30 protein-coding genes are annotated in these 25,213 nt (G+C 63.3%); 12 read left to right on the plus strand and 18 right to left on the minus strand.

The window, feature by feature from the left end:
• Positions 1–9 precede the first annotated feature (9 nt).
• Complete coding sequence (gene ada, locus PSEMO_RS27675; protein WP_075806067.1) at positions 10–1,086, plus strand: bifunctional DNA-binding transcriptional regulator/O6-methylguanine-DNA methyltransferase Ada; 1,077 nt, start codon at positions 10–12, stop codon at positions 1,084–1,086.
• Positions 1,087–1,170: 84 nt separating this feature from the next.
• Here the strand turns inward: ada and PSEMO_RS27680 are convergent, their stop codons facing one another.
• Positions 1,171–1,416 (minus strand): DUF2790 domain-containing protein, encoded by a 246-nt coding sequence (locus PSEMO_RS27680; protein ID WP_075806068.1) that lies wholly within the window; start codon positions 1,414–1,416, stop codon positions 1,171–1,173.
• A gap of 350 nt (positions 1,417–1,766) precedes the next feature.
• Between PSEMO_RS27680 and PSEMO_RS27685 the strand changes: the two genes are divergently transcribed.
• Positions 1,767–2,132: a GNAT family N-acetyltransferase gene (locus PSEMO_RS27685; protein WP_081430356.1), complete on the plus strand. Its 366-nt coding sequence runs from the start codon at positions 1,767–1,769 to the stop codon at positions 2,130–2,132.
• On the opposite strand, the gene def is transcribed toward PSEMO_RS27685, so the two are convergent.
• The 4 genes from def to PSEMO_RS27705 all read right to left on the minus strand — a co-directional run bounded on the left by def (position 2,084) and on the right by PSEMO_RS27705 (position 4,393).
• On the minus strand, positions 2,084–2,623 hold the full coding sequence (def, locus tag PSEMO_RS27690) for a peptide deformylase (protein ID WP_075806069.1): 540 nt from the start codon (positions 2,621–2,623) through the stop codon (positions 2,084–2,086). The two genes, PSEMO_RS27685 and def, sit on opposite strands and share 49 nt — an antisense overlap.
• Positions 2,613–3,587 (minus strand): YihY/virulence factor BrkB family protein, encoded by a 975-nt coding sequence (locus tag PSEMO_RS27695; protein ID WP_075806070.1) that lies wholly within the window; start codon positions 3,585–3,587, stop codon positions 2,613–2,615. Before PSEMO_RS27695 ends, def begins: the two co-directional genes overlap by 11 nt.
• A 136-nt stretch (positions 3,588–3,723) precedes the next feature.
• Positions 3,724–3,903, minus strand: a complete 180-nt coding sequence (locus PSEMO_RS27700) for a CsbD family protein (RefSeq protein ID WP_075806071.1) — start codon at positions 3,901–3,903, stop codon at positions 3,724–3,726.
• A gap of 70 nt (positions 3,904–3,973) precedes the next feature.
• Positions 3,974–4,393, minus strand: a complete 420-nt coding sequence (locus tag PSEMO_RS27705; RefSeq protein WP_075806072.1) for a hypothetical protein — start codon at positions 4,391–4,393, stop codon at positions 3,974–3,976.
• Positions 4,394–4,567: 174 nt separating this feature from the next.
• Between PSEMO_RS27705 and PSEMO_RS27710 the strand changes: the two genes are divergently transcribed.
• Positions 4,568–4,945 (plus strand): hypothetical protein, encoded by a 378-nt coding sequence (locus PSEMO_RS27710; protein WP_075806073.1) that lies wholly within the window; start codon positions 4,568–4,570, stop codon positions 4,943–4,945.
• Positions 4,946–4,966: 21 nt separating this feature from the next.
• Here the strand turns inward: PSEMO_RS27710 and PSEMO_RS27715 are convergent, their stop codons facing one another.
• Entirely contained in the window at positions 4,967–5,803 is an 837-nt protein-coding gene (locus PSEMO_RS27715) for a CvfB family protein (protein ID WP_075806074.1), read from the minus strand.
• 165 nt (positions 5,804–5,968) lie between these two features.
• On the opposite strand from PSEMO_RS27715, the gene PSEMO_RS27720 reads away from it, so the two are divergent.
• Positions 5,969–6,835 carry a DUF6279 family lipoprotein gene (locus tag PSEMO_RS27720; protein ID WP_075806075.1) on the plus strand — a complete coding sequence of 289 codons (867 nt, stop codon included), beginning with the start codon at positions 5,969–5,971 and terminating at the stop codon, positions 6,833–6,835.
• 133 nt (positions 6,836–6,968) lie between these two features.
• Entirely contained in the window at positions 6,969–7,592 is a 624-nt protein-coding gene (locus tag PSEMO_RS27725) for a hypothetical protein (RefSeq protein WP_075806076.1), read from the plus strand.
• Positions 7,593–7,939: 347 nt separating this feature from the next.
• On the opposite strand, the gene aceK is transcribed toward PSEMO_RS27725, so the two are convergent.
• Positions 7,940–9,670, minus strand: coding sequence for a bifunctional isocitrate dehydrogenase kinase/phosphatase (aceK, locus tag PSEMO_RS27730; RefSeq protein ID WP_075806077.1), 1,731 nt, complete (start codon positions 9,668–9,670; stop codon positions 7,940–7,942).
• A gap of 100 nt (positions 9,671–9,770) precedes the next feature.
• Between aceK and PSEMO_RS27735 the strand changes: the two genes are divergently transcribed.
• Entirely contained in the window at positions 9,771–10,679 is a 909-nt protein-coding gene (locus PSEMO_RS27735; protein ID WP_075806078.1) for a DMT family transporter, read from the plus strand.
• On the opposite strand, the gene PSEMO_RS27740 is transcribed toward PSEMO_RS27735, so the two are convergent.
• The 4 genes from PSEMO_RS27740 to cysK form a co-directional block, all read right to left on the minus strand.
• The gene (locus PSEMO_RS27740) at positions 10,636–11,505 is read right to left on the minus strand and encodes a DMT family transporter (RefSeq protein ID WP_075806079.1); all 870 of its coding nucleotides are present in this window, start codon (positions 11,503–11,505) and stop codon (positions 10,636–10,638) included. The genes PSEMO_RS27735 and PSEMO_RS27740 overlap by 44 nt on opposite strands.
• A gap of 95 nt (positions 11,506–11,600) precedes the next feature.
• Positions 11,601–11,735, minus strand: coding sequence for a hypothetical protein (locus PSEMO_RS33945; RefSeq protein ID WP_256721237.1), 135 nt, complete (start codon positions 11,733–11,735; stop codon positions 11,601–11,603).
• A 148-nt stretch (positions 11,736–11,883) separates the two neighbouring features.
• Entirely contained in the window at positions 11,884–12,819 is a 936-nt protein-coding gene (locus tag PSEMO_RS27745; RefSeq protein ID WP_075806080.1) for an aspartyl/asparaginyl beta-hydroxylase domain-containing protein, read from the minus strand.
• A gap of 270 nt (positions 12,820–13,089) precedes the next feature.
• Positions 13,090–14,064, minus strand: coding sequence for a cysteine synthase A (cysK, locus tag PSEMO_RS27750; protein WP_075806081.1), 975 nt, complete (start codon positions 14,062–14,064; stop codon positions 13,090–13,092).
• Between the two features lie 127 nt (positions 14,065–14,191).
• On the opposite strand from cysK, the gene PSEMO_RS27755 reads away from it, so the two are divergent.
• The 3 genes from PSEMO_RS27755 to PSEMO_RS27765 all read left to right on the plus strand — a co-directional run bounded on the left by PSEMO_RS27755 (position 14,192) and on the right by PSEMO_RS27765 (position 17,448).
• Positions 14,192–15,265, plus strand: a complete 1,074-nt coding sequence (locus PSEMO_RS27755) for a DUF748 domain-containing protein (RefSeq protein WP_075806082.1) — start codon at positions 14,192–14,194, stop codon at positions 15,263–15,265.
• 139 nt (positions 15,266–15,404) lie between these two features.
• Positions 15,405–16,250 (plus strand): AAA family ATPase, encoded by an 846-nt coding sequence (locus tag PSEMO_RS27760; RefSeq protein ID WP_075806083.1) that lies wholly within the window; start codon positions 15,405–15,407, stop codon positions 16,248–16,250.
• Positions 16,251–16,269: 19 nt separating this feature from the next.
• Positions 16,270–17,448 carry a vWA domain-containing protein gene (locus PSEMO_RS27765; RefSeq protein WP_075806084.1) on the plus strand — a complete coding sequence of 393 codons (1,179 nt, stop codon included), beginning with the start codon at positions 16,270–16,272 and terminating at the stop codon, positions 17,446–17,448.
• A gap of 91 nt (positions 17,449–17,539) precedes the next feature.
• Here the strand turns inward: PSEMO_RS27765 and PSEMO_RS27770 are convergent, their stop codons facing one another.
• The 6 genes from PSEMO_RS27770 to PSEMO_RS27795 are packed head-to-tail and all read right to left on the minus strand — an operon-like array spanning position 17,540 to position 21,733.
• Positions 17,540–18,460, minus strand: a complete 921-nt coding sequence (locus PSEMO_RS27770) for a 5-oxoprolinase subunit C family protein (RefSeq protein WP_075806085.1) — start codon at positions 18,458–18,460, stop codon at positions 17,540–17,542.
• A complete protein-coding gene (gene pxpB, locus PSEMO_RS27775) occupies positions 18,457–19,152 on the minus strand; it encodes a 5-oxoprolinase subunit PxpB (protein ID WP_075806086.1) in 696 nt (231 codons plus the stop codon). Before pxpB ends, PSEMO_RS27770 begins: the two co-directional genes overlap by 4 nt.
• A complete protein-coding gene (locus PSEMO_RS27780; protein WP_075806087.1) occupies positions 19,149–19,901 on the minus strand; it encodes a 5-oxoprolinase subunit PxpA in 753 nt (250 codons plus the stop codon). Before PSEMO_RS27780 ends, pxpB begins: the two co-directional genes overlap by 4 nt.
• Positions 19,902–19,926: 25 nt before the next feature.
• Positions 19,927–20,448, minus strand: coding sequence for a DUF2937 family protein (locus PSEMO_RS27785; protein ID WP_075806088.1), 522 nt, complete (start codon positions 20,446–20,448; stop codon positions 19,927–19,929).
• A gap of 10 nt (positions 20,449–20,458) precedes the next feature.
• Positions 20,459–21,235, minus strand: coding sequence for a class II glutamine amidotransferase (locus PSEMO_RS27790; RefSeq protein ID WP_075806089.1), 777 nt, complete (start codon positions 21,233–21,235; stop codon positions 20,459–20,461).
• Between the two features lie 15 nt (positions 21,236–21,250).
• Positions 21,251–21,733: an MFS transporter gene (locus PSEMO_RS27795; RefSeq protein ID WP_075806090.1), complete on the minus strand. Its 483-nt coding sequence runs from the start codon at positions 21,731–21,733 to the stop codon at positions 21,251–21,253.
• 82 nt (positions 21,734–21,815) lie between these two features.
• Here PSEMO_RS27795 and PSEMO_RS27800 point away from each other — a divergent pair, with 82 nt between their 5' ends.
• Both PSEMO_RS27800 and PSEMO_RS27805 read left to right on the plus strand, forming a co-directional pair.
• Positions 21,816–23,867 carry a S9 family peptidase gene (locus PSEMO_RS27800; protein WP_075806091.1) on the plus strand — a complete coding sequence of 684 codons (2,052 nt, stop codon included), beginning with the start codon at positions 21,816–21,818 and terminating at the stop codon, positions 23,865–23,867.
• Positions 23,868–23,951: 84 nt separating this feature from the next.
• Positions 23,952–24,425, plus strand: a complete 474-nt coding sequence (locus tag PSEMO_RS27805; protein ID WP_075806092.1) for a Crp/Fnr family transcriptional regulator — start codon at positions 23,952–23,954, stop codon at positions 24,423–24,425.
• Here PSEMO_RS27805 and PSEMO_RS27810 read toward each other — a convergent pair.
• Entirely contained in the window at positions 24,422–24,691 is a 270-nt protein-coding gene (locus PSEMO_RS27810; protein WP_075806093.1) for a hypothetical protein, read from the minus strand. The genes PSEMO_RS27805 and PSEMO_RS27810 overlap by 4 nt on opposite strands.
• 125 nt (positions 24,692–24,816) lie before the next feature.
• Between PSEMO_RS27810 and PSEMO_RS27815 the strand changes: the two genes are divergently transcribed.
• The gene (locus PSEMO_RS27815; protein ID WP_075806094.1) at positions 24,817–25,188 is read left to right on the plus strand and encodes a YajD family HNH nuclease; all 372 of its coding nucleotides are present in this window, start codon (positions 24,817–24,819) and stop codon (positions 25,186–25,188) included.
• Positions 25,189–25,213 lie beyond the last annotated feature (25 nt).

Consider the following 25,213-nt stretch of genomic DNA (forward strand, 5'->3'; position numbering starts at 1 on the left):
GACAGGTCCATGCGCCATAAAACAACCGCCATCAAGGAATCCGACCCCCGCTGGCAAGCCCTGCTCGCCCGCGATGCCTCCGCCGACGGCACCTTCGTCTACGGCGTGCGCACCACCGGCGTGTACTGCCCGCCGTCCAGCTCCGCGCGCCGGCCCAATATCGAGAACGTGGAATTCTTCGACACCCCCGCCGACGCCGAAGCCGCGGGCTACCGCCCAAGCAAACGCCGCGGCACCGATCCGAGCGAACTGGCCCGCCAGCACGCCGCCCAGGTCACACAGGCCTGCAAGCTGATCGAGAGCGCGGAGGAAGAGCCCAGCCTGAACCAGCTGGCCGAACAGGTGAACATGAGCCCGTATCACTTCCACCGGGTGTTCAAACGCACCACCGGCCTGACGCCCAAGGCCTACGCCAGCGCCCACCGTGCACGCAAGCTCCGCACACAACTGGGCAATGCCGAATCCATTACCGAGGCGCTGTATGGCGCCGGCTTCAACTCCAACAGTCGTTTCTACGAGTCGAGCAATGCCCGCCTCGGCATGACCCCCGGCGCCTACCGGGATGGCGGCGCACAGACCGATATCCACTTCGCCATTGCGCAGTGCTCGCTGGGGGCGATTCTGATCGGGCAAAGCGCCAAGGGCATCTGCGCGATTCTCCTTGGCGATGATCCGCAAGCCCTGCTGCAGAACCTGCAGGACAAATTCCCCAAGGCCAACCTGATCGGCGCCGATGCCGGCTTCGAACGCCTGGTGGCGCGGGTGGTAGGTTTCGTCGAAGCACCGGCCATTGGCCTCGACCTGCCCCTGGACCTTCAGGGCACGGCGTTCCAGGAGCGTGTCTGGCAGGCGCTGCGGGAAATCCCGGCGGGCAGCACGGCCAGCTATGCCGAGATCGCCGAACGTATTGGCGCACCCAAGGCCGTGCGTGCCGTGGCCCAGGCCTGCGCGGCCAACAGCCTCGCGGTGGCGGTACCCTGCCATCGGGTAGTGCGCAGCGACGGCAACCTGTCCGGCTATCGCTGGGGTGTTGAGCGCAAGCAGCAATTGCTGCAAAGGGAGAGGGAATCGAGCGGCAAGCTTTAAGCTATAAGCGGCAAGAAAGAGCAATCAGCGGTGACGCCAATTGCTCTTTCTTATGACTTGCAGCTTGAAACTTAAAGCCTTGATTCAACCCTGGCTGCACCCATCACCCATCACCCGGTATTCAACAGTGTGACGCTCGCCTTGATGATCTTCATACACCATGGTGGCCGGAACCACTTCACAGACATTTGGAACTTTCGACAGGCTGATGACCTTGGCGATATCCAGCTTGGTGCCGTAGCTGTACTGCTCGACCTGCGGCTGTACGGCCTGGTCGGCAAAGGCGAACGAAGAGACGGCAAGCAGGGCGGCTGCAACTAATGCTTTCATGATATTTGGGCCTTTAAAGCAATCGAACCAACAGATTGACTTCATATGCCGAAGTGGCGCGGAGAAGTTGTTATATCAGTGACATAACACGAAGTACCGATCCCGTTGGAACTTGTTGAGTGGGGATGCGCTTAGTTTACTGATCTGCTAACTTCGTTGAATCATCGAGCCTGACATTCACTATTACCATTCCTGCAACAATAGACACAAACCCTTACCCCACGGGAAATGCTGAAAAAGCCCGTTCCAGAGCCATCGCCGTGCCAAAAATCGACCCAATTCGCTGTGCCTGCCTCTCAGCCACCGAGCGGCCACTGCTGAACAAGCTCTACAAAATCCATGGCTCGGCGATGCGTACCAGCGATGCCGGCGAGGTCTGGGTGGCGCGTGCAGGAGAAATCATCGGCGGTTTGAGCCTGACGCCTGTGCCAGACGGACAATGGCTGACCGGCCTGCTGGTAGCGCCCGACTGGCGCGGGAAAGGTGTGGCGCGGTTGCTGATCGACCACGCCTGCGGGGCGGAGCGGACCTGGCTGTTCTGCCACCCGGACCTGCAAGGCTTCTACGAGCGTCTCGGCTTCATGGTGAACGAGGATCTACCGCAGACCCTCGCCGATCGCCTGGCCCGCTATCGGCGCAGCAAGCCGCTACTGGCGATGGTTCGCGATCAGTCGTCGGCAGCCGGGTCCAGCCCGGGGAACAGCACCTCGGTGTAGCCGAAGCGGCTGAAGTCATGAATCCGCGACGGGTACAGGCGCCCGATCAAATGATCGCACTCATGCTGCACCACCCGCGCATGGAAGCCATCGGCGGCACGGCGGATCGGCTGTCCCTGCGGATCGACCCCTTCATAGAAAATATGCTTGTAGCGACTGACCACGCCGCGTAGCCCCGGCACCGACAGGCAACCTTCCCAGCCCTCCTCCAGCTCGGTGCTGGTGGGTGTGATCAGCGGGTTGAGGAGGATGGTCTGCGGCACCGGCTCGGCGTCCGGGTAGCGCTCGCTGCGCTCGAAGCCGAAGATCACCAGTTGCAGGTCGACACCGATCTGCGGTGCGGCCAGGCCGACACCGCCGACATGGCGCATGGTCTCGAACATGTCGTCGATCAGTTGCTGCAACTCGGCACTGCCGAACAGGTGCTCGGGCACCGGTGGGGCGATACGCAGCAGGCGCTCGTCGCCCATCTTGAGGATTTCACGAATCATGGGGGGTCCGGCTCACAGGTTCTGCCTCGGCGGCCGGGGCATGATCGCGGCCCAGCCCGGAAACCTGGTTTGTAGCACGTTCCGGGGCGCCATCACCGGGTTCTTTTTCCCCGGGATCCTTGCCCTCTGCCGACATATGTTCGATCACCGCATTCATTTCCGCGCCCAGCAGCAGCACCGCCGCGGAAATGTAGAAGTACAGGAGCAGGACGATGATCGCCCCGATGCTGCCGTACATGGCGTTGTAGTCGGCGAAGGTCTTCACGTAGTAGCCGAAGCCCAGGGACGCGATGATCCACACCACCACCGCCAGCACCGAACCGGGGGTGATGAAGCGGAATTCCTGCTTCACATCGGGCATCACGTAGTAGATCAGCGCCACCGCCACCATCATCAGGGCCACGATGGCCGGCCAGCGCGCCACGGTCCAGATAGTGACGATGATGTCCTCCATGCCCACCTGCGAGGCCACCCAACCCATCACCTGCGGCCCCAGCACCATCAGTGCGGCGGCGGCCAGGAGCATGCCGGCGATGCCCACGGTGTAGAACACCGACAGCGGGATGCGCTTCCACACCGGGCGCCCCTCGACCACGTCGTAGGCAGCGTTCATCGCGCTCATCATCAGCCGTACGCCGGCCGAGGCGGTCCACAGGGCGATAACAATACCCACCGAAAGCAGGCCGCCCTTGGATTGCTGGAGCTGGTCGATCACCGGGTTGACCTGTTCCAGCGCCTGCGGCGGCAGGACCAGTTCCGATTGCAGGCGCAGCCACGAGAAGAAGTCCGGCAGGTGCAGGAAACCGATCAGGGCGATGAGGAACAGCAGGAAGGGGAACAGCGAGAACAGCATCTGGTAGGCCAGCGCCGAGGCATAGGTGGACATCTCGTCGTCGAGGAATTCCTTGACGGTTCGCACCAGTACGCGGTGGACCGGCAGACCGCGTAGATGGGTAAGTCTCATTGGCGTCTCCTTGCGCAGCCTGAAGCTCGTTTACAAAACAGTCTAATAGACCCTGCACACAAGGTTGCGATTCCCTCCTGCGTGCAAAAAAAACGGCCATCCATGGATGGCCGTCTTCGTCTGGCCCGCGGGCCGGTCAAGGCTTCTTCACGGCATCCTTGACCTTGCCCACGGTTTGCTGGGCTTCGCCCTTGAGCTCCTGGGCCTTGCCTTCGGCACGGAGTTTGTCGTTGTCAGTCGCCTTGCCGACGCCTTGCTTGATATTGCCGACCGCTTCGTTGGCCATGCCTTTGACTTTGTCTTTGGTGCCACTCATGGGATTTCTCCTTAACGGGATAGTCGGAATCGACAATGAGTGGAGTGCCTGGCGAAGCGGGGAGTTTCATTTATTTTTCCGCCTCGCAGCGATTGCGCAGGTCGGAGTTGCTGATGGTGCCGCAACTGCCGCCCTTTTTCGCATAGCAGTAGTTGCGCTGGTCACTGTCGGAGATGGAACTGCACCCGTAGCCGCCCATTTCGGCATAACAGGTATTGCGCAGGTCGGAATCGTTGATGCTGCCGCAACCGCCATTGCCTTTCTTTGCATAGCAGTAGTTACGTCGGTCGCTGTCGGAGATCTGCCCGCAACTGCCGTTGCCGGTTTCGGCTTCACATTGTCTGCGCAGATCGGAATCATTGATGTTGCCGCAACTGCCGTTGCCCGTCTTCGCCTCGCAATAGCGACGCTGGTCCGAGTCGCTGATACTGCCGCAACCGGCATGAGCAAAACCGCTGAGCAACATCAACAGCGCGATAAGAACTCGCATTTCTTTCATCCTTGGAGAGTGGAGACGACGATTGTCGCCGGGCGTCGATGACGCCATCAAATTGACATCAACCTTGAGAAAAGTTCCGCTCGAGAACCTGTGCTGCGGCTTTATGTTTCAGCCCATTCCCCGCAAAATAGCCGACCTTTCCAAGCGTCACTGCAGGACACCCGCATGAAACTCGACAAGACCACCGCCATCGCCCGCCGCAACGAGGCGCTGGGGACTCCCGTGCTGAACAGCGACAACACCCTGTTCGCCGTGCTCGACAGCAAGCGCAGCCTGTGGTGGTTCGATGTTCCGGTGGCCTGGCTGCGCAAGAACAGCGACTTCGTCAACCTGCTGCTGCACACCCCCGAGACCGACAAGCTGCAGCACCTGAAGGTGCCGGTGCGCGACCTGCGGACCCACCAGGAAAAGCTGGAAGTACGCAACGCCGGCAAGCGCCGCGCCACGATCAGCCTGGCGCTGTCGGCCGACCGTGACTCGCTGCTGCGCGACCTGCGCCCGGGTGGCGACAACCTGGACTTCTCCGGTTATCGCCAGCGCTGAGGCGTTCTTGCGAACCTGAAATCAGGCCAGTTCGATGCGGTTGTCGTGAATCACGATCTGACCGCTCTTGTACAAGGCGCCAATGGCCTTCTTGAAGTTGCCCTTGCTGACCCCGAACATGTCGCTGATCACCTGCGGGTCGCTCTTGTCGTTGAGCGGCAGCACGCCATTGGCGGCCTTCAGCTTGGCCAGGATCTGCTCGTGCAGGCTGCTGGCCGCACCCTCGCCGATCGGCTGCAGGCTCAGGGCGATCTTGCCGTCATCGCGGATTTCCTTGATGTAGCCCTTCTCCTGCTTGCCCGAACGCAGGAACTTGAACACTTCGTTCTTGTGGATCAGGCCCCAGTGCTGGTTGTTGATGATGGCCTTGAAGCCCATCGGGCTCTCTTCCACCACCAGCAGATCGACCTGCTGGCCGACCCGGTAGTTGGCCGGGGCCTTGTCCAGGTAGCGATCCAGCTTGGCGGTCGCGGTGATGCGGCGGGTGCGGCGGTCGAGGTAGACGTGCACTACGCAGTACTCGCCGGCGCGCATCTGGCGCTTTTCCTCGGAGTACGGCATCAGCAGGTCCTTGGGCAGGCCCCAGTCGAGGAAGATGCCGATGCTGTTGATCTCGACCACCTTGAGGCTGGCGAACTGGCCGACCTGGACCTTGACCTTCTCGGTGGTGGCGATCAGCTTGTCCTCGCTGTCGAGGTAGACGAAGACGTTCAGCCAGTCCTCGATCTCGCTCGGTGCATCCTTGGGGATGTAGCGCTTGGGCAGGAGGATCTCGCCCTCCGCGCCGCCATCCAGGTACAGACCGAAGTCCGTGTGCTTGACCACCTGCAAAGTGTTGTAACGCCCAACTGAAGCCATGTTCGAAATCCTCGCTGCGAGGCGCGCATTCTACACGCGATCGGTGACGATCACCCTGCGCTTCGGCAGTTTTGCCGCCGAATCCGGCGAATTGGCATCGGCTTGAACCCCATCGGCCGAACCTGCTCTATAAACACTGAGTACGCCACTGCAAGGACGCTGATCATGTCCGTTCGTCTATTCCGCTGCTTGCGCCCGGTCCTGCTGATGCTTGCCAGCCTCGTGCTGCTGTCCTGCACGCGCCTGGACCTGGCCTACCGCAACCTCGACGTACTGGTGCCCTGGTCGCTCAGCGACTACCTGGACATGAACCGCCAGCAGAAGAACTGGCTGAACCAGCGCGTCAAGGAAGAACTGTCCTGGCACTGCAAGACCCAGTTGCCCGGCTACCTCGGCTGGCTCGACAACATCCGCCAGATGGTTGCCAGCAACCAGGTCACCGACCAGCAACTGCAGGCGCGCACCGAGGAAGCCCGCGCGGCCGTCAGCCGGGTCGCCGAGCAGATCACCCCATCGGCGGCGCAATTGCTGCGGGGCATGGACGATGAGCAGGTGCGCGAGATGCGCGAAAACTTCGCCAAGGACATCGAGGAGCGCCAGGCCAAGTACGTGAAGACCCCGCTGGCGCAGCAGATCGCCGAGCGTGGCGAACGCATGGAGAAACGCCTGTCGCCCTGGTTCGGCGGCCTCAGCCCGCAACAAAAGGACCGGGTCGCCTCATGGTCGGCGCAACTGGGCGAACAGAACCGCGCCTGGATCGCCAACCGCGCTCATTGGCAGGCTCAGTTCAGCAACCTGATGGACCAGCGCCACAGCGACAACTTCGAACCGCGCCTGGGCGAGCTGCTCAAGGACCGCGACCGCTTCTGGACCCCGGAATACCGCATCGCCTTCGCCAATACTGAACAGCAGCTGCGCAGCCTGCTGGTAGACCTGATGACCCAGAGCAGCGAGCAGCAGCGCCAGCAGCTGGATCAGCGGCTGGGCAAGGTGCGCAGGGACTTCAGTGAGTTGAAGTGCCTGAAGAGCTAGAAAGCCGTCATCAGCCTGATTCAGGAGCCTTTGAGGACCTCTTGTCTTGTTGACAAATTGACAAATTGACCATTAAGTCATTTCTTTGTAGCCTTGAGTCATCCCTTCTGATGAGTCCTCTCGGAGGCTTCACATGGTCACTGCTACTGCCCAGGCGAGAGAGCCATCCAGAAAAACACTGGAGGCAGATCTGCTCCGCCGCTTCAAGCAACACCTTGCAAAATTGCCGGAAACGGTACTGGCAAAGGCGGCTGCGCTTTCCGACGACAAGGCTTTTGTCGAGGTCGCCAAGGTAAAGCGTGAAAAGACCCGTAGCGTGGCGACGCGCAATCAGGAAGCAATGGCACGCATGAAAGCCCGGGCATTTTCCCGAGTGGAAGAGCGCTGTGATCTGCTTGAGAGCAAAGAAGCCTATGAAATATTGGGCATATCCAAGCAGGCATTGAGCCAGAAGGCCCAGACCGGCCAACTTGCCGTCTACACCAACACCGGCAACCGTCGAAAATACTACCCGGCCTTTCAGTTCGAGAAAAACAACGTCAGACCTGTCATTGCCAAACTGATTGCAGAACTCAATATCGACCCGGCGGACGTCGAGGCCATGAATCTGTTTGTTCAGCATCTAGTTTCGAAGGTGGATTACTCCAACCCTGGCGAGCCAGACAATGTGCTGCCGCGCTTCGAGCTTTTGGGGGACGAGAACGCCCTTGAGATCATCAAGCGGGACTATCTGAATGCCTTTGAGCAAGGCCAATAAAAGCGGGCCTCCCTGACTCCTGCACAGATATCTATCCATTTTGCGTCGACGCGCAGATCTACGACCGACGCAGTTCCGGTAGCGGTAGGAGCGTGGCTTGCCCGCGAAGGGCCGCAAAGCGGCCCCAAAACCATCCTGCACAAGCTATGTACGGGCCGATGTTCTGCATTCAGCGCCTGTTTGACCTCAGTACCCCAAATGCTCGGCGTGGCAGGTTTGGGGACCGCTAACGCGGTCCTTCGCGGGCAAGCCACGCTCCTACCAGCCCTGCCTACCGGTGCAGGGAACCATTGTTCGGTCCAAGCATAGGCTTGCATCGAAGAACGCTTCGCAAAGTCATACGGGCGCTAAGCACCAACCTCATCCCGCTCCTTGCGCCGATACGGAAACACATCGATCACCTTCCCCGCGCGGATCTTGTCCTGCAGCCCCTTCCAGTAATCGGCGTCATACAGCTCGCCATGCAACTGGCTGAACAGCCGGCGCTGGCCGATATCGGCGAAGAGGAACGGCGGGAATTCTTCCGGGAACACATCGTGAGGCCCGATGGAATACCACGGCTCGCTGGACATTTCGTCCTCGGGGAAGCGCGGCGGCGGGATATGGCGGAAGTTGGCCTCGGTCAGGAAGGTGATCTCGTCATAGTCGTAGAACACCACCCGGCCATGACGGGTGACGCCGAAGTTCTTCAGCAGCATGTCGCCGGGGAAGATGTTCGCCGCCGCCAGTTGCTTGATCGCCAGGCCGTAGTCATCCAGCGCCTCGCGGACCTGGGCGTCGTTGGCGTTTTCCAGGTAGAGGTTGAGCGGGGTCATGCGCCGCTCGGTCCAGCAGTGGCGCACCAGCACGGTATCGCCCTCCAGGGCCACCGTGGACGGCGCGACCTCCAGCAGTTCCGCCAGGCATTCCGGCTCGAACTTGCTCACCGGGAAGCGGAAATCGGAGAACTCCTGGGTATCGGCCATGCGCCCGACCCGGTCGACACTCTTCACCAGCCGGTACTTCTCGATCACCGTGGCGCGGTCGACGTTCTTCGACGGCGAGAAGCGGTCCTTGATGATCTTGAACACGGTATTGAAGCCCGGCAGGGTGAACACGCTCATGACCATGCCGCGCACGCCCGGGGCCATGATGAAACGGTCGTCGGTGCTCGCCAGGTGGTTGATCAGCGCCCGGTAGAACTCGGACTTGCCGTGCTTGTAGAAGCCGATCGAGGTGTACAGCTCGGCAATGTGCTTGCCCGGCAGGATGCGCTTGAGAAAGCCGACGAACTCCGCCGGCACCGGCACATCCACCATGAAATAGGAACGGGTGAAGGAGAAGATGATCGATACATCGGCTTCGTCGGTGATCAGTGCGTCGATCTCGATGCCCTGGCCTTCACGGTGCAGCAGCGGGATCACCAGCGGCCATTGCTCGTCGCGGGTGAAGATGCGTCCGACCAGGTAGGCGCCCTTGTTGCGGTACAGCACCGGGGAAAACAGTTCGACCTGCAATTCCGGGTCCTTGCACACCCAGTCCGGCAGGTGCTCGCGCAGTTGCGCTTCCAGGCGCGCCAGGTCGCCAGGCAGGTCGGCGTAGGGCACGTCGAAGCGGTAGTCCTCGAAAATCTTCGCCAGCAGCGCGGATAGCTGCCCGTCGGGGCGGTAGATGCGGGTCTGCGCTGCCCGCTCATGAGCCCGCAACGACGGCCGGGTGGTGTGGATGAACATGCAGCCGTCGCTGATCAGGTCATGGCTGAACAGGCTGCAGAAGATCGAGTTGTACCAGGTCTCCGACAGCTCATCGTCCAGGCGCGGGTCGATCAGCTTGATATAGGCGCTTTTCACCAGTGGCCACAGCGATACGTCCAGCAGCACCTCGTCCTCGAAGGCCTTGCGCAGGCCCTCGGTGACCTCGGACACCTTCTCTTCATAGAGATTGATCCGCGCCGCCGCGGCGCTCTGGATCTGCTGCCAGAGGGCCTTTTCGAAGCGTTCGCGGGCGCCGTCGGTAATCTGCCGGAAGTGCTCGCGGTAGTTGTCGAAACCCTCGAGGATCATCCGGGCGATATCGGTGGCCGGCCATGGCTGGGGCATATCAGGACCTCTGGCAGAAGGACGAAAGCCTGAGAGTACCCGCAGCCAATTGCGCTGCACAGGGGTACACTCCCTTCCCCGTTCCTGCCCGGAGAATCCCGTGAGTCCCATCGCCCTGTCCCGTCTGCTGATCCTCGCCGCCGTCTGGGGCGCCAGCTTTCTGTTCATGCGCATCATCGCGCCGGTGCTGGGCACGGTACCGACCGCGTTCTTCCGGGTGACCATCGCCTGTGCCGGCCTGCTGGTGATCCTCGCCCTGATGCGGGTGCGCTGGGACTTCCAGGGCAAGTTCAAGGTGGCCCTGGTGCTGGGGATGATCAACTCGGGGATTCCCGCGACCCTGTACTCGGTGGCCGCCCAGGTGCTGCCGGCGGGCTATTCGGCGATCTTCAACGCCACCACGCCGCTGATGGGCGTGCTGATCGGCGCACTGTTCTTCCATGAGGCGATGACCCTGCCCAAGCTGGCGGGGATCTTCCTCGGCCTGCTCGGCGTGGGGATCCTCAGTGGGGCAGGCCCGGTGGCCTTTGACATGGAGCTGCTGCAAGGCGCCCTCGCCTGCCTCGGCGCGACCACCTGCTACGGTTTTTCCGGCTTTCTCGCCCGGCGCTGGCTGGACCAGCGCGGCGGCCTCGACAGCCGCCTGTCCGCGCTGGGCAGCATGATGGGCGCCAGCCTCCTGCTGACGCCGCTGTTCGCCTGGAGCGTCGCCACCCAGCCACCGGCCAGCTGGGGTGGCTGGTCGGTATGGCTGTCGCTGCTCGGCCTGGGCCTGCTGTGCACCGCCTTCGCCTACATCCTGTACTTCCGCCTGATCAGCGAGATCGGCCCGGTGAAATCCTCCACCGTGACCTTCCTCATCCCCGCCTTCGGCGTGCTCTGGGGTGCCTGGCTGCTGGACGAACCGCTGTCCACCGCACACCTCTACGGTGGACTGCTGATCGGCCTGGCCCTGTGGCTGGTGCTCAAGCCCGCGCGGGCTGGCGGAACACGAACAGCAACCCGATAACGATCAGGGCCATGCCCAACAGGCTCAGGGCCGCGAGGCGGTTGCCGAAGATCAGGTAGTCCATCACCGCGGTCACCGCCGGCACCAGGTAGAACAGGCTGGTGACATTGACCAGGTTGCCGCGGGCGATCAGGCGGTACAGCAGCAAGGTCGCCAGCACCGAGACCACCAGGCCCATCCACGCCACGGACAGCAGGAACTGCGGGTTCAGGTTCACCTCAAGGGGCTGGAACGGCGCGAACAGCGCACACAGCAGCAGCCCCGCCAGGTACTGCAGCGGCAGGGTACCGAGGGGCTCGCGGGTGATGCGCTTCTGCATGATCGAGCCGCCGGTCATGCTCGCCAGCGCCAGCAAGGCGAAGAGCATCCCGGACCAGGACATCCCGCCCAGGCCGATGCCCTGCCAGACCACCAGGATCAGCCCCGTCAGGCCCAGGCACAGGCCGAACAACCGACTCCAGGAGCGCCGGCGCTCCATCAGGACCACGGTCAGGATGGGTTGCACGCCCATGACCGTGGCCATGACTCCGGGGGTGACCCTCAGGTCCAGCGCCAGCAGATAGAAGATCTGGTAGGCACCGAGCAGGATCGCGCCGGTCAGCAGGGCCTGGCGGATGGCCGCAGGCTCACGGGGCCAGCGCAGCTTGAGCAATGGGCTCAGGAGCACGAGGGCGCCAAGGGCCAACAGGAAGCGGATCAGCAGGAAGGCGAAGGGTGTCGCCTGGGCCAATCCCAGTTTCGAAACGATCGCGCCGCTGCTCCAGAGCAGGACGAACAGGCTGGTGGTGGCCGCCGAGGCCACGGAAGTTTTGTGCAGGAAAGACATGGATTTGCCACCTGTATTCGGGCAAGAAAGCCGAACGGACGGGCTGCGGGGAGCAGCCGGCCGGATTCAGAAACGTTGGGGATGTGCAGCGGGCTTCAGCCCACTACCACCACGGCCACGACGGTTCCGACAGGTGGATACTGGCTGGTTGCCAACTGCTGGAACCCGCGCACGGCAACCACCGCGTCGGTCGCGGTAGTAAGTACTGGGGTTACAGGGGAAGCTGGCATGAGCGAGTCTTCGGGTGAGATGCAGAGGATCGGGACTATAGGCCTGGCATTTTGATAGTGCAAGCCTCGAGGGCCTCATCGCTGGCAAGCCAGCTCCCACAGGGTTTGTGGGAGCTGGCTTGCCAGCGATGAGGCCCTCGAAGTCGAATCAGAACAACCAGCGGTACAACAAGTAAGCCACCACCACGGCCAACACCGGCCGCAACACCCGGTAAGCCTTCGGATTGGCCCGCTTGAAGGTCTTCACCCGGGCACTGATGACATTGCTGAACTTCTTGCTCCAGGCATAGGCCTGGTTGATCCCGCCAACCCGCTCGTCATCGGTGTTCTGCGGCGCGGTGGCGCGGCCGAGGAAGGCACTGACCTTGCGGTTGACCTTGGTCATGAACGGGCTGCTCAGCGGACGCTCGACGTCGCAGAACAGGATCACCCGGGTCACGTCGGTCTCGTTCTTGACCCAATGCACGTAGGTCTCGTCGAACATCACGTCCTCACCGTCGCGCCAGGCGTAAGGCTGGCCATCGACGTAGATCCGGCAGTTGTCCGAGTTCGGCGTGGTCAGGCCCAGGTGATAGCGCAGCGAACCGGCGAACGGATCGCGGTGCGGGTTCAGGTGGCTGCCACCCGGCAGCAGGGCAAACATCGCGCCCTTGACGTTGGGAATGCTGTTGACCAGTTCGACGGTCTTCGGGCACAGCGCCTCGGCCGAGGGCAGGGCCTTGTCGTACCACTTCAGGTAGAAACGCTTCCAGCCCTTTTTGAAGAACGAACCGAAACCGGCGTCGTTGTCCTTCTCGGCGGCGCGGATGTAACCCTCGTCGAACAGGTGCATGGCCTCTTCGCGGATGGTTTCCCAGTTGTTCTTCAGCACGTCCAGCTCAGGGAAGCGCTCGCGGTCCAGGTACGGCTTGGACGGCACGCCGGAGAACAGGTACATCAGCGAGTTGTACGGGGCGAACAGCGCCGAATGGTTGACGAACTGGCGCAGCACCGGCAACCGGGCCTTGCCGCGCAGGTGCACGTACAGGACGCTGCCGAAGAACAGCAGCAGCACGCCTGCCTTGGCGACAAAGGAAAAAGTCATTCAATGCTCCTGGAAATCTCGTTCAGGCCCTAGGCCGGAAATCGTCCATGATAAACCGAACAGGCCCCGACAAGAACAACCGGGGCCTGATAGACAGTGTTGGGGATTTTGTAACAACCGTCGGGAGGGTGCATTGTCCCGGGTCAAGCTGTGAACTCACCGGCCTCATCGCTGGCAAGCCAGCTCCCACAGGGATCGCGTGCACCGCTGAACCTGTGGGAGCTGGCTTGCCAGCGATGAGGCCATCAGCCACAACACAAAGGCTTGTGCTTACTGCTGGTTCTCCTGCTCAGTGAACAGGTCACTGAACAGCATGCTCGACAGATACCGCTCACCCGAGTCCGGCAGGATCACCACGATCGTCTTGCCCTGCATCTCCGGCTTCTCCGCCAGGCGCACCGCAGCCGCCATGGCCGCACCGCAGGAAATCCCGCAGAGAATCCCCTCTTCCTGCATCAGGCGCAGGGCCATGGCCTTGGCCTCGTCGTCGCTGACCAGTTCCACCTGGTCGACGATGGACAGGTCGAGGTTCTTCGGCACGAAACCGGCACCGATACCCTGGATCTTGTGCGGGCCCGGCTTGATCTCTTCACCGGCCAGCGCCTGGGTGATCACCGGCGAGGTGATCGGCTCCACGGCCACGGACAGGATCGCCTTGCCCGCAGTGTTCTTGATGTAACGCGAAACACCGGTGATGGTGCCGCCGGTACCGACGCCAGCCACCAGCACATCCACCGCACCATCGGTGTCGTTCCAGATCTCCGGACCGGTGGTCTTCTCGTGGATCGCCGGGTTGGCCGGGTTGTCGAACTGCGCCGGCATGAAGTACTTCTCCGGATCGCTGGCGAGAATCTCCTTGGCCTTCTCGATCGCACCCTTCATGCCCTTGGCCGGCTCGGTCAGGACCAGTTCCGCGCCCAGCGCCTTGAGCACCTTGCGCCGCTCGATGCTCATCGACGACGGCATGGTCAGCACCAGCTTGTAGCCACGGGCGGCGGCGACGAAGGCCAGGCCGATACCGGTGTTGCCCGAGGTCGGCTCGACCAGGGTCATGCCCGGCTTGAGCTTGCCGCTGCTTTCGGCGTCCCAGACCATGTTCGCGCCAATCCGGCATTTGACCGAATACCCGGGGTTGCGCCCTTCGATCTTGGCCAGGATGGTTACCCCGCGCGGGGCGATGCGGTTGATCTGTACCAGCGGCGTATTGCCGATGGAATGGGCGTTGTCAGCGAAGATACGGCTCATGGCAGGGGGTCCTTTTGGCACCGAGCGAAAAGCTCAAGGGTAAGCCTGCCATGGGGGTGCGTCTACCCCGGTAGAACTCCGTGCAACTGACTGCGGTCAACCTTTCATCCGGGATCTGGAGCATCCGATGAAACGTCGCTATCGCTGGCCACTGGCAGGCCTGGCCGGCCTTCTCCTGCTGCTGCTCGCCCTGCACCTGTCACTGCCCTGGCTGGTGCGCGACTACCTCAACGGCAAGCTCGCCGACATGGGCGACTATCGCGGCCAGATCGCCGACGTTGACCTGGCCTGGTGGCGCGGCGCCTACAAGATCAACGGCCTGACCATCGTCAAGACCAGCGGCAAGGTGCCAGTGCCGCTGCTCGACGCGCCGGTGATCGACCTGTCGGTGAGCTGGCATTCGCTGTGGTACGACCATGCCGTGGTCGGCGAGGTGACTTTCCTGCGCCCCGAACTGAACTTCGTCGACGGCGGCAACCAGCAGGCCTCGCAGACCGGCCAGGGCACCAACTGGCGGCAACAGTTGGAGAAACTGCTGCCCATCACCCTCAACGAAGTGCTGATCCAGGACGGCACCCTGACCTTCCGCAACTTCAACTCCAAGCCGCCGGTGGACCTCAAGGCCAGGCAGCTCAACGCCAGCATCCACAACCTGACCAACGTGGTGGACAAGGAAGGCCGGCGCGACGCCAGCTTCGACGGCAAGGCCCTGCTCTTCGGCGATGCCCCGGTGGAAAGCAATGCCACCTTCGACCCGCTGAGCAACTTCGAGGACTTCCAGTTCCGCCTGCGCGCCACCGATATCCAGCTGCGCCGCCTCAACGACTTCGCCAGCGCCTATGGCAAGTTCGACTTCAAGGCCGGCCATGGCGACGTGGTGATCGAGGCCCAGGCCGAGAAAGGCCGGCTGACCGGCTATATCAAGCCGCTGCTGCGCGATGTCGAAGTGTTCGACTGGCAGCAGGACGTGGAGAACAAGGACAAGAACATCTTCCGCTCGGTCTGGGAGGCGCTGGTCGGCGCCACCGAGACAGTGCTGAAGAACCAGCCGAAAAACCAGTTCGCGACCAGGGTCGAGCTGTCCGGCAGCGTGCACCAGAGCGACGTCAGTACCTTCGAGGCCGTCCTGCAGATCCTGCGCAACGGCTTTATCCAGGCGTTCAACGCACGGTACGAGCGTTCGCCGCCCAAGTCTGACTGAGTCACCGAGTGACGGCCCATTCAGAGACTGAATGGGCCGTCTGCGTTCCCACTCCCGTAGGAGCGCGGGTATAGTCGCGTATGACATTTTTCTGCCGGATGGGTCATTGCCCGGCATCCGTATTCATGAGGATGGACAGATGAAGTTCGAAGGCACCAGCGCATACGTCGCCACAGACGACCTGAAACTGGCGGTCAACGCGGCGATCACCCTGGAGCGGCCACTGCTGGTCAAGGGCGAGCCAGGCACCGGCAAGACCATGCTCGCCGAGCAACTGGCGGCCTCCTTCGGCGCAAAACTGATCACCTGGCACATCAAGTCCACCACCAAGGCCCATCAGGGCCTCTACGAATACGATGCGGTCAGCCGCCTGCGCGACTCGCAGCTGGGCGTGGACAAGGTCCACGACGTGCGCAACTACCTGAAGAAGGGCAAGTTGTGGGAGGCCTTCGAGGCCGAGGAGCGGGTGATCCTGCTGATCGACGAAATCGACAAGGCCGATATCGAGTTCCCCAACGACCTGCTGCAGGAACTCGACAAGATGGAGTTCTACGTCTACGAGACCGACGAGACCATCAAGGCCAAACAGCGCCCGATCATCATCATTACCTCGAACAACGAGAAAGAGCTGCCGGACGCGTTCCTGCGCCGCTGCTTCTTCCACTACATCGCCTTCCCCGACCGCGACACCCTGCAGAAGATCGTCGACGTGCACTACCCGAACATCAAGAAGGACCTGGTCAGCGAAGCGCTGGACGTGTTCTTCGACGTGCGCAAGGTCCCGGGCCTGAAGAAGAAGCCGTCAACCTCCGAGCTGGTCGACTGGCTCAAGCTGCTGATGGCCGACAATATCGGCGAGGCGGTGCTGCGCGAGCGTGATCCGACCAAGGCCATCCCGCCGCTGGCCGGCGCGCTGGTGAAGAACGAACAGGACGTGCAACTGCTCGAGCGCCTGGCCTTCATGAGCCGCCGCGGCAACCGCTGAGGCCACGGGGGCGATCGCCATGCTGCTCAATCTGTTCAATGAAATGCGTGCGGCCAAGGTGCCGGTGTCGGTGCGCGAACTGCTCGACCTGATCAACGCCTTGCAAAAGCGCGTCACCTTCGCCGACATGGACGAATTCTACTACCTGTCGCGGGCGATCCTGGTCAAGGACGAACGGCATTTCGACAAGTTCGACCGGGCGTTCTCCGCCTACTTCAAGGGCCTGGAGAACCTCGACCAGCACCTGGAAGCGCTGATTCCCGAAGACTGGCTGCGCAAGGAATTCGAGCGCCAGCTGACCGACGAGGAGCGCGCGCAGATCCAGTCCCTGGGCGGGCTGGACAAGCTGATCGAAGAATTCAAGAAGCGCCTGGAAGAACAGAAGGGTCGCCATGCCGGCGGCAACAAATGGATCGGTACCGGCGGCACCAGCCCGTTCGGCTCGGGTGGCTTCAATCCTGAGGGCATTCGCGTCGGCGATGCCGGCAAGCGCCAAGGCAAGGCGGTCAAGGTCTGGGACCAGCGCGAATACAAGAACCTCGACGACCAGGTCGAACTGGGCACCCGCAATATCAAGCTGGCCCTGCGCCGGCTGCGCAAGTTCGCTCGCCAGGGCGCTGCGGACGAGCTGGATATCGACGGCACCATCGACCACACCGCCCGCGATGCCGGCCTGCTCAACATCCAGATGCGCCCGGAACGGCGCAACAGCGTGAAGCTGTTGCTGCTGTTCGATATCGGCGGCTCGATGGATGCCCACGTGAAGATCTGCGAGGAGCTGTTCTCGGCATGCAAGACCGAGTTCAAGCACCTGGAGTATTACTACTTCCACAACTTCGTGTACGAGTCGGTGTGGAAGAACAACCTGCGCCGCACCTCGGAGCGCACCTCGACGATGGACCTGCTGCACAAGTACGGCGCCGACTACAAGGTGGTGTTCGTCGGTGACGCGGCCATGGCGCCCTACGAGATCACCCAGCCGGGAGGCAGCGTCGAGCACTGGAACGAAGAGGCGGGGTATGTGTGGATGCAACGCTTCATGGAGAAATTCAAGAAGCTTATCTGGATCAACCCGTATCCGAAGGACACCTGGAACTACACGTCATCGACCAATATCGTCCGCGAGCTGATCGAGGACCGGATGTACCCGCTGACCTTGCGGGGGTTGGAGGAAGGTATGAGGTTCCTCTCCAAGTAGGAGGTGTTCTTGAGGGCCTCATCGCTGGCAAGCCAGCTCCCACAGGGATCGCTGAACCTGTGGGAGCTGGCTTGCCAGCGATGAGGCCCTATCAGCCAGCAAACCTCTTGAGCCATGCCTGCATTTCAGCCCAGGCCAATTCCTGCACCACCGCCCTGAACCTCACCCGCTCCCCGGGCAAGCACTGCGCCAGCCTCGCCAGCGCCAACGGCGTCAACGCCCCCAGCCGCGGATACCCGCCAATCGTCTGCCGGTCATTGAGCAGCACGATTGGCTGCCCATCCGGCGGCACCTGCACCGCCCCCAGCGGAATGCCCTCGGAGATCATCGGCCGGCCCTGATAACGCAACGCCGGCCCAAGCAACCGAATGCCCATTCGATCCCCACGACTGTCCAGCTCCCAGGGATTGTTGAACGCATCGAACAGACTCTGCCCGCTGAACTCGCCCAACTGAGCGCCCATCAACAGATCCAGGCACGGCTCGCCATCCAGTCGCGGACGCAGCACCTCAGGCACTTCCCCACGCCCCGCCGAAGCTCCGGCAAAGCGCAATTCATCACCCTTTACCAGCGCCCGCCCTGCCCCATCCGGCCCGCCCAGTTCCTCGCGAACCACGGTGGCAGCACTGCCCAGCACCCGGGGGGCCTCGAAACCACCCGGCGCCGCCAGATAGGCCCGTGCACCGAGTAATGGCTGGCTGAATTGCAGGCGCTGGCCCTTGCCCAGGACGAAGCTGCGCCACGGTTTCAACGGCTCGCCATCGACCCGCGCATCCAGATCTGCCCCCGCCAGCGCCAGGCAGCAATCCGCTTCAGCCACCACGGAAAACCCGCCCAGGGTGATTTCCACCACCGCGGCCTGCGCCGGGTTATCCAGCAGCCAGTTAGCCCAGCGCGCCGACACCCAGTCCAGCGCGCCGCCCTGGGTCACACCGAGATGGCGGACACCGAAGCGCCCCTGGTCCTGTAGCTGGCACAGCGGCGTACTGGCCTCGATCCGCAGACGGCTCATGGCTGCTCCTCCAGCGGCGAGTCGTCACCACCGAGCCTGATGAATTCATCCCGTTCGATAGCCACGAAACGCACTCGGTCGCCCGGTTGCAGCAGGCTGTAACCGTCGCGCTCGCGATCGAACAGCGGCGCCGGAGTGCGCCCGATCAGGTTCCAGCCGCCCGGCGACAGCACCGGATAGGCCGCCGTCTGCCGCTCGGCAATCCCCACGCTGCCCGCCGCCACGCGTTTGCGCGGTGTGGCCAGGCGGGGTGAGGCCAGGGATTCCTCGACCAAACCCATGAAGGCAAAACCCGGCGCGAAGCCGAGGGCGAAGACCTGGTATTCGCGCCCGGTATGACGCCGGACGATCTCGCTTTCCGTAACCCCGCAGCGCGCCGCCAGCACGCTGAGTTCCGGGCCGACGCTGGCGTCATACCACGCCGGAATCTCCATCAGGCGCCCCGCCCGGCCGCTGTCCGGCTGCAGATCGCGCAGCGCTTCGCCGATCAGGCTGCGGGCCTCGGCAGGCGAGCAGTCGAACTGGATCATCAGCGTGGTATAGGACGGCACCAGCTCCACCAGCCGCTCGCCGAACACCGCGCGTACCCGCTGGCTGGCAGCAAGCATCCACGGCATATGGGCTTCGTCGATGGCGTCGAACAGACGCAGCATCAGGCAGTCGATGGCGACCGCTTCGATCCTTGGCTTCATGGGGTTTTCAGGGCATCCAGGGCCTGACGGATCTGGCGCACGGCAGCCAGGGAGCTGGCGTTGTCGCCATGCACGCAGAGGGTCTGGGCCTGCAGGGTCACGGCGCTGCCGTCATTGGCGGTCAGCGCTTCGCCACGGGCCAGGCGCAGGGCCTGTTCGACGATCAACGCCGGGTCGTGATGCACCGCTCCCGGCAAGCGTCGGGAGACCAGATGGCCGGCAGGATCATAGGCACGGTCGGCAAACGCTTCGAACCACAGCGGCATACCGATTTCAGCGCCCAACGCCCGAGCCGCACTGTCGTCAGCGGTAGCCATCAACATCAGTGGCAATTGCGGATCGTAGGCAGCCACGGCCTCGAGCACAGCGCGCAGCTTGCCGTGGTCGGCCATCATGTCGTTGTACAGCGCACCATGGGGTTTGACGTAGGCGACGCGAGTGCCCTGGGTCCGGCAGATACCGTCCAGCGCACCGATCTGGTAATGCAGCAGGTCGCGGATTTCCTCGTGGCTGCAGGCCATGGCGCGGCGGCCGAAACCGGCCAGGTCCTGATAGGCAGGATGGGCGCCGATCTTCACCTGGTGCTTCACCGCCAGGGCCACGGTCTGGCGCATGATCCCGGGGTCGCCGGCATGGAACCCGCAGGCGATATTGGCGCAATCGACGAAAGGCATGACCTCGGCATCCAGACCCATGGTCCAGTTGCCGAAGCTTTCGCCCATATCGCAGTTCAGTAGCAGACGGCTCACGGCGGGCTCCCGTCAGATGTTGAAGTTAGCGCCAGCTCGGCTGCACGGCCTTGCGCCGGCCACCCATGATCACCCAGCCGATCAGCAGCAGGACGCTTTCCACCACCAGGGCGAAGAGCAGCGCACAGCTCAGCCCCCAGGTCGCGGCCTCGGGGGTGAGCAGAATCTGGTAGCTGTAGCCCTTGAACGTCTCTTCGCGGATCGCCGGGTCCGGCTGGGTCAGCACATGCAGAGTGCGACCGAACCAGCCGCCTTGTAGCGCCTGCCATTCGCTTTCGAGCATGCGGTTGCGGCTGACCAGGCTGTCGATGCTCTCGGCATCGCTCTGGAACACCGGGTCTTCACTGGCGCGGTAATGCCGCACCAGGGCCTGGAGGTCGCCATTGAAGAAGCGCTGGGCAGTCTGCTGGAAGCCCTTCAGGCCTTCGCGGGACTCCAGCAGATGGGCTTGCACCCGCTGGCTGTAGTCATTGATCAGGCCGGGCACCTGGACGCCCAGCAACAGACCACAGGTGAACAACATCAACCGCAGGTAGCTTCTGAGCATCGGCTCGTCCTTAGCTGGTCTGGCCCTTGGCGATGCATTCGCCTTTGCGCCACAGGCCCCACTGGCCAGGCTCGTAGCGGTTCCAGGTTTCGTTTTCGGTCAGCGCTTCGGTGGTGATGACCGTGACCACGTCGTTGGGCGTGGTTTCGGCATGGAAGTCGACGATCATGTCCACATCCTTGAGCCGCGCCGGGCCGAACGGTGCCCGCCGGGTGATCTGCACCAGCTTGGTCGAACAGAAGCAGAACAACCAGTCGCCGTCGCTGAGCAGGCAGTTGAACACACCCTTGCCGCGGTATTCGGCGCAGGCCTGTTCCAGCACCGGCAAGAGTTCTTCCACTTCCACAGGTTCCGGGAAGGCTTCGCGGATGCGGTTGAGCAAATCGCAGAAGGCCGCTTCGCTGTCGGTGTCGCCGATCGGCCGGTAGAAGCTGGTCAGGCCGTTGAAGTCGGCGAGCTGGCCGTTGTGCGCGAAGCACCAGTTGCGCCCCCACAGCTCGCGGACGAACGGGTGGGTGTTGGACAGGCAGACCTTGCCGACGTTGGCCTGGCGGATATGCCCGATCACCACTTCGCTCTTGATCGGGTAGCGCTGCACCAGGTTGGCGACTTCCGACTCGCAGCTCGCTGCCGGGTCCTGGAACACGCGCAGGCCACGGCCTTCGTAGAAACCGATGCCCCAGCCATCGCGGTGCGGGCCGGTCCGCCCGCCGCGCTGCATCAGGCCGGTGAAGCTGAAGACGATGTCGGTGGGGATATTGGCACTCATGCCGAGGAGTTCACACATGCTCGGTCGCTCCGGTTACAGACGCGGTTCGAGACGCTGGCGCGGGCCACCCTGCGGCGGCTCGGGCGGCTCGTTGCGATAGCGGTCACGGCTGTCCACAGGCTCGGCCAGGACTTCCTCGGCCTCGCGCTTCTTCGCCGCTTCGGCCCGCTCGCGACGCGCCCGGGCCCGGGACTCCAGGGGCAGGCGGATGGCGACGAAGATCAGGTACAGGGCGAAGGCGATCATGCCGTACATGGCCAGGTCCGCCGCAGCACGCCAGACGTTGTTGCCGACCTTGAAGGCCAGGTCCAGGGCGCTGATGGCGATGGCCGGGGCGAAGATGTCCTTGGCCGGGTCGACGATGGTCGGGGTGAACAGCAGCACGGCGACCAGCACCCGCAGCGGCTCCCGCAGCCAGCGCCACATCCAGCTGGTCATGCGCAAGCTCACCCACAGGCAACCCAGGGCGGCCAGGGCATACAGGCCCCAGGCGAGCAGATAGTCGTTTTCGGTCATGGCGTCCGTGGAAGGTAGGCAAACAGGCGCTTATGATAACGATTTTTCCGCGCGCAGGCGCCCCCCAGCCAAGGAACCGCATATGTCCTCTTCCGCCCCAGTCATTTCCGCCCCCCTCGCCCGCCGGGACGAAGGCGCGGATCCCTATGCCTGGCTGCAGGAACGCGACGCCCCCGAGGTGATGGCCTACCTCGAAGCCGAGAACGCTTTCCAGGAGGCGCAACTGGCCGAGCAGGCGCCATTGCGCGAAACGCTGTTCGAGGAAATCAAGAGCCGCATCCTCGAAACCGACCTGTCCCTGCCCTCGCCCTGGGGCCCGTATCTCTACTACACCCGCACCACCGCCGGCGACGAATACCCGCGGCATTACCGCTGCCCGCGTCCGGCCGACGACTCCAATACCGTCGACCAGGACCGCGAGGAACTGCTGCTCGACCCGAACGAACTGGCGGCAGGCGGCTTCCTCAGCCTCGGCGCCTTCAACATCAGCCCGGACCACCAGCGCCTGGCCTACAGCCTGGATACCAGCGGCGACGAGATCTACACCCTGTACGTCAAGGAACTGGCCAGCGGCGCGATCAGCGAGCTGCCGTTCGACGACTGCGACGGCAGCATGACCTGGGCCAACGACAGCCAGACCCTGTTCTTCACCGAACTGGACGATACCCACCGGCCATTCCGCCTGTTCCGCCACCGTCTCGGTACGGAGCAGGCCGAGCAGGTGTTCGAGGAAGCCGACGGGCGCTTCTTCCTGCACTGCTACCGTTCCAGCTCCGAGCGCCAACTGGTCCTGCTGCTCAACAGCAAGACCACCAGCGAAGCCTGGGCGCTTGATGCCGACACCCCGGAAGGCGCGTTCGCCTGCCTGGCGCCACGGGTCGAAGGCCATGAATACGACGCCGACCACGGCAAGCTCGACGGCGAATGGCGCTGGTTCGTGCGCAGCAACCAGGACGGCATCAACTTCGCCCTGTACCACGCCCCCGGCGACCGCGTGCCGACCCGCGACCTGTGGCAGGTGCTGGTGCCGCACAGCGACACGGTGATGATCGAAGGCCTGACCCTGAATGCCGCCGCCCTGACCCTGAGCCTGCGCGAAGGCGGCCTGCCGATCATCGAAGTGCGCCCGGCGGGCCTGCCGGCCTACCGCGTGCAACTGCCGGACGCCGCCTACAGCCTGTACGTGCAGGACAGCCTGGAATTCACCAGCGTACGCATCCGCCTGCGCTACGAGGCGCTGAACCGTCCGGCCCAGGTGCGCCAGCTGGACCTGGCCGATGGCGCCCAGGTGGTGCTCAAGCAGACCCCGGTGCTCGGCGAGTTCGATGCCGACGACTATGTCAGCCAGCGCCTCTGGGCCCGCGCCGGTGACGGCACCCTGGTGCCGATCAGCCTGGTCCAGCGCCGCGCCGATGTCGGCAAGCCGGTCCCGCTGTACCTCTACGGCTATGGCGCCTACGGCGAAAGCCTCGACCCGTGGTTCTCCCACGCACGCCTGAGCCTGCTCAATCGCGGCGTGGCCTTCGCCATCGCCCATGTACGCGGCGGCGGCGAGCTGGGCGAAGCCTGGTACCGCGCCGGCAAGCAGGAGCACAAGCACAACACCTTCAGCGACTTCATTGCCTGCGCCGAGCACCTGATCGCCTCCGGCATCACCCGCGCCGAGCAACTGGCGATCAGCGGCGGCAGCGCCGGCGGCCTGCTGATCGGCGCAGTGCTCAACCAGCGGCCCGAGCTGTTCAAGGTGGCGATTGCCGAAGTGCCGTTCGTCGATGTGCTCAACACCATGCTCGATCCGGAGCTGCCGCTGACAGTCACCGAGTACGACGAGTGGGGCAACCCGGAGGAGCCTGAGGTCTACGAGCGGATCAAGGCCTACGCGCCTTATGAAAACCTCAGCGCCCAGGCCTATCCGTCAATGCTGGTGATCGCCGGCTACAACGACAGCCGCGTGCAGTACTGGGAAGCGGCCAAGTGGGTGGCGAAGCTGCGGGTGACCAGGACCGACACTCATCCACTGCTGCTGAAGACCGAACTGGGCGCTGGCCATGGCGGCATGAGCGGGCGCTACCAGGGCCTGCGCGATGTGGCACTGGAATACGCCTTCGTCCTGAATGAGCTGGATGTGGTGTAAATCTCGTTTTTCGTTGTCTGAGCTTGCGCCGCGGCCCGAGTCGCGGTGCGATCTCCCTCGAACCGACAACAAAGACAAGATCCGATGCAAGAACCCAGCTTCCTCAACAATGAAATCCGCGACCTGCTGATGGACTGCGGCCTGTTCGACCAGCTCCAGCCCGGCGACTTCGCCGCCGCTGCCGGCTACTTCGCCCTGAGCAGCATGGCCGCTGGCGAAGTGATCTTCCGCGAAGGCGATGCCGGGACCTTCATGGGCATCATCGTTGCCGGCCAGGTGGCGGTGCGCAAGACCGATGCCGAGGGCCACGAAGTGGACATCGCCGTGCTGCGCAAGGGCCGTGCCTTCGGCGAGATGGCCGTGCTCGACGGCGAGCGCCGCTCGGCGTCCTGCGTCGCCGCCAGCGACTGCCAGTTGCTCAGCCTGGGCAAGGACGCGCTGGAGAAGATGCTCAACGACGCCCCGAAGATCGCCGCCAAGGTCATCCGGGCCCTGGCGGTGGCGCTGTCGAAACGCTTGCGCATGGCCGACGGGCAACTGCTGGCGCAGCAGGTTTAATTCTTCGGCTTGTCCTTGTCCGGCGGCGGGGTCAGCCCCGGCAGCGGCTGGTCCCTGGGCGGCGCAGGCAGCGGCATGGGCGGCAGCAGGGGTGCACCCGGCTTGCCGTCCGCCCGTTGCGGCGGCGGATTGATTTGCGGATAGGGTGTGGGCGTCGCGGTACCTGGCGCCCCGGGCACCGGCGCGATAACCCGTGGTTGCAGGTCATCGGCCTGGGCCGTGGCCAGGCTGGCAACGCAATACAGCAGGATGCTCGTCAGACGCATGTAAGGCTCCTGGTCGAGGTCATGTCCTACAGACTACTCCGCCATGTAGCGGATTGCCTGCCCAGGACGCAGGACTGGCGCTAAACTGACGGCGAAACCGTGCCAAGCCTGATTAGGTATAAAAAATGACTGACGCCTCCTCCGCCGCCGCCACTGCGCGGCTCGACCGCATCCTCGCCGACGCCAAGCGCGACGACGAACGTGGCTATCGCCAGAAAGCCCTGCGCATGTACCCGCACGTCTGCGGCCGCTGCGCCCGGGAGTTTTCCGGCAAGCGCCTGAGCGAACTGACCGTGCACCACCGCGACCACAACCACGACAACAACCCCCAGGACGGTTCCAACTGGGAGCTGCTGTGCCTGTACTGCCACGACAACGAGCACTCGCGCTACACCGACCAGCAGTACTTCAGCGAAGGCTCGCTGAGCACGCCGTCCATTGCCAAGGCCACCCACAACCCCTTCGCCGCCCTCGCCGGGATGCTGAAGAAGGATTGAGGTCGCCCGCCCGTGTCGCCGAGCC

The sequence above is a fragment of the Pseudomonas putida genome (assembly GCF_001941965.1).
GTDB lineage: Bacteria > Pseudomonadota > Gammaproteobacteria > Pseudomonadales > Pseudomonadaceae > Aquipseudomonas > Aquipseudomonas putida_L.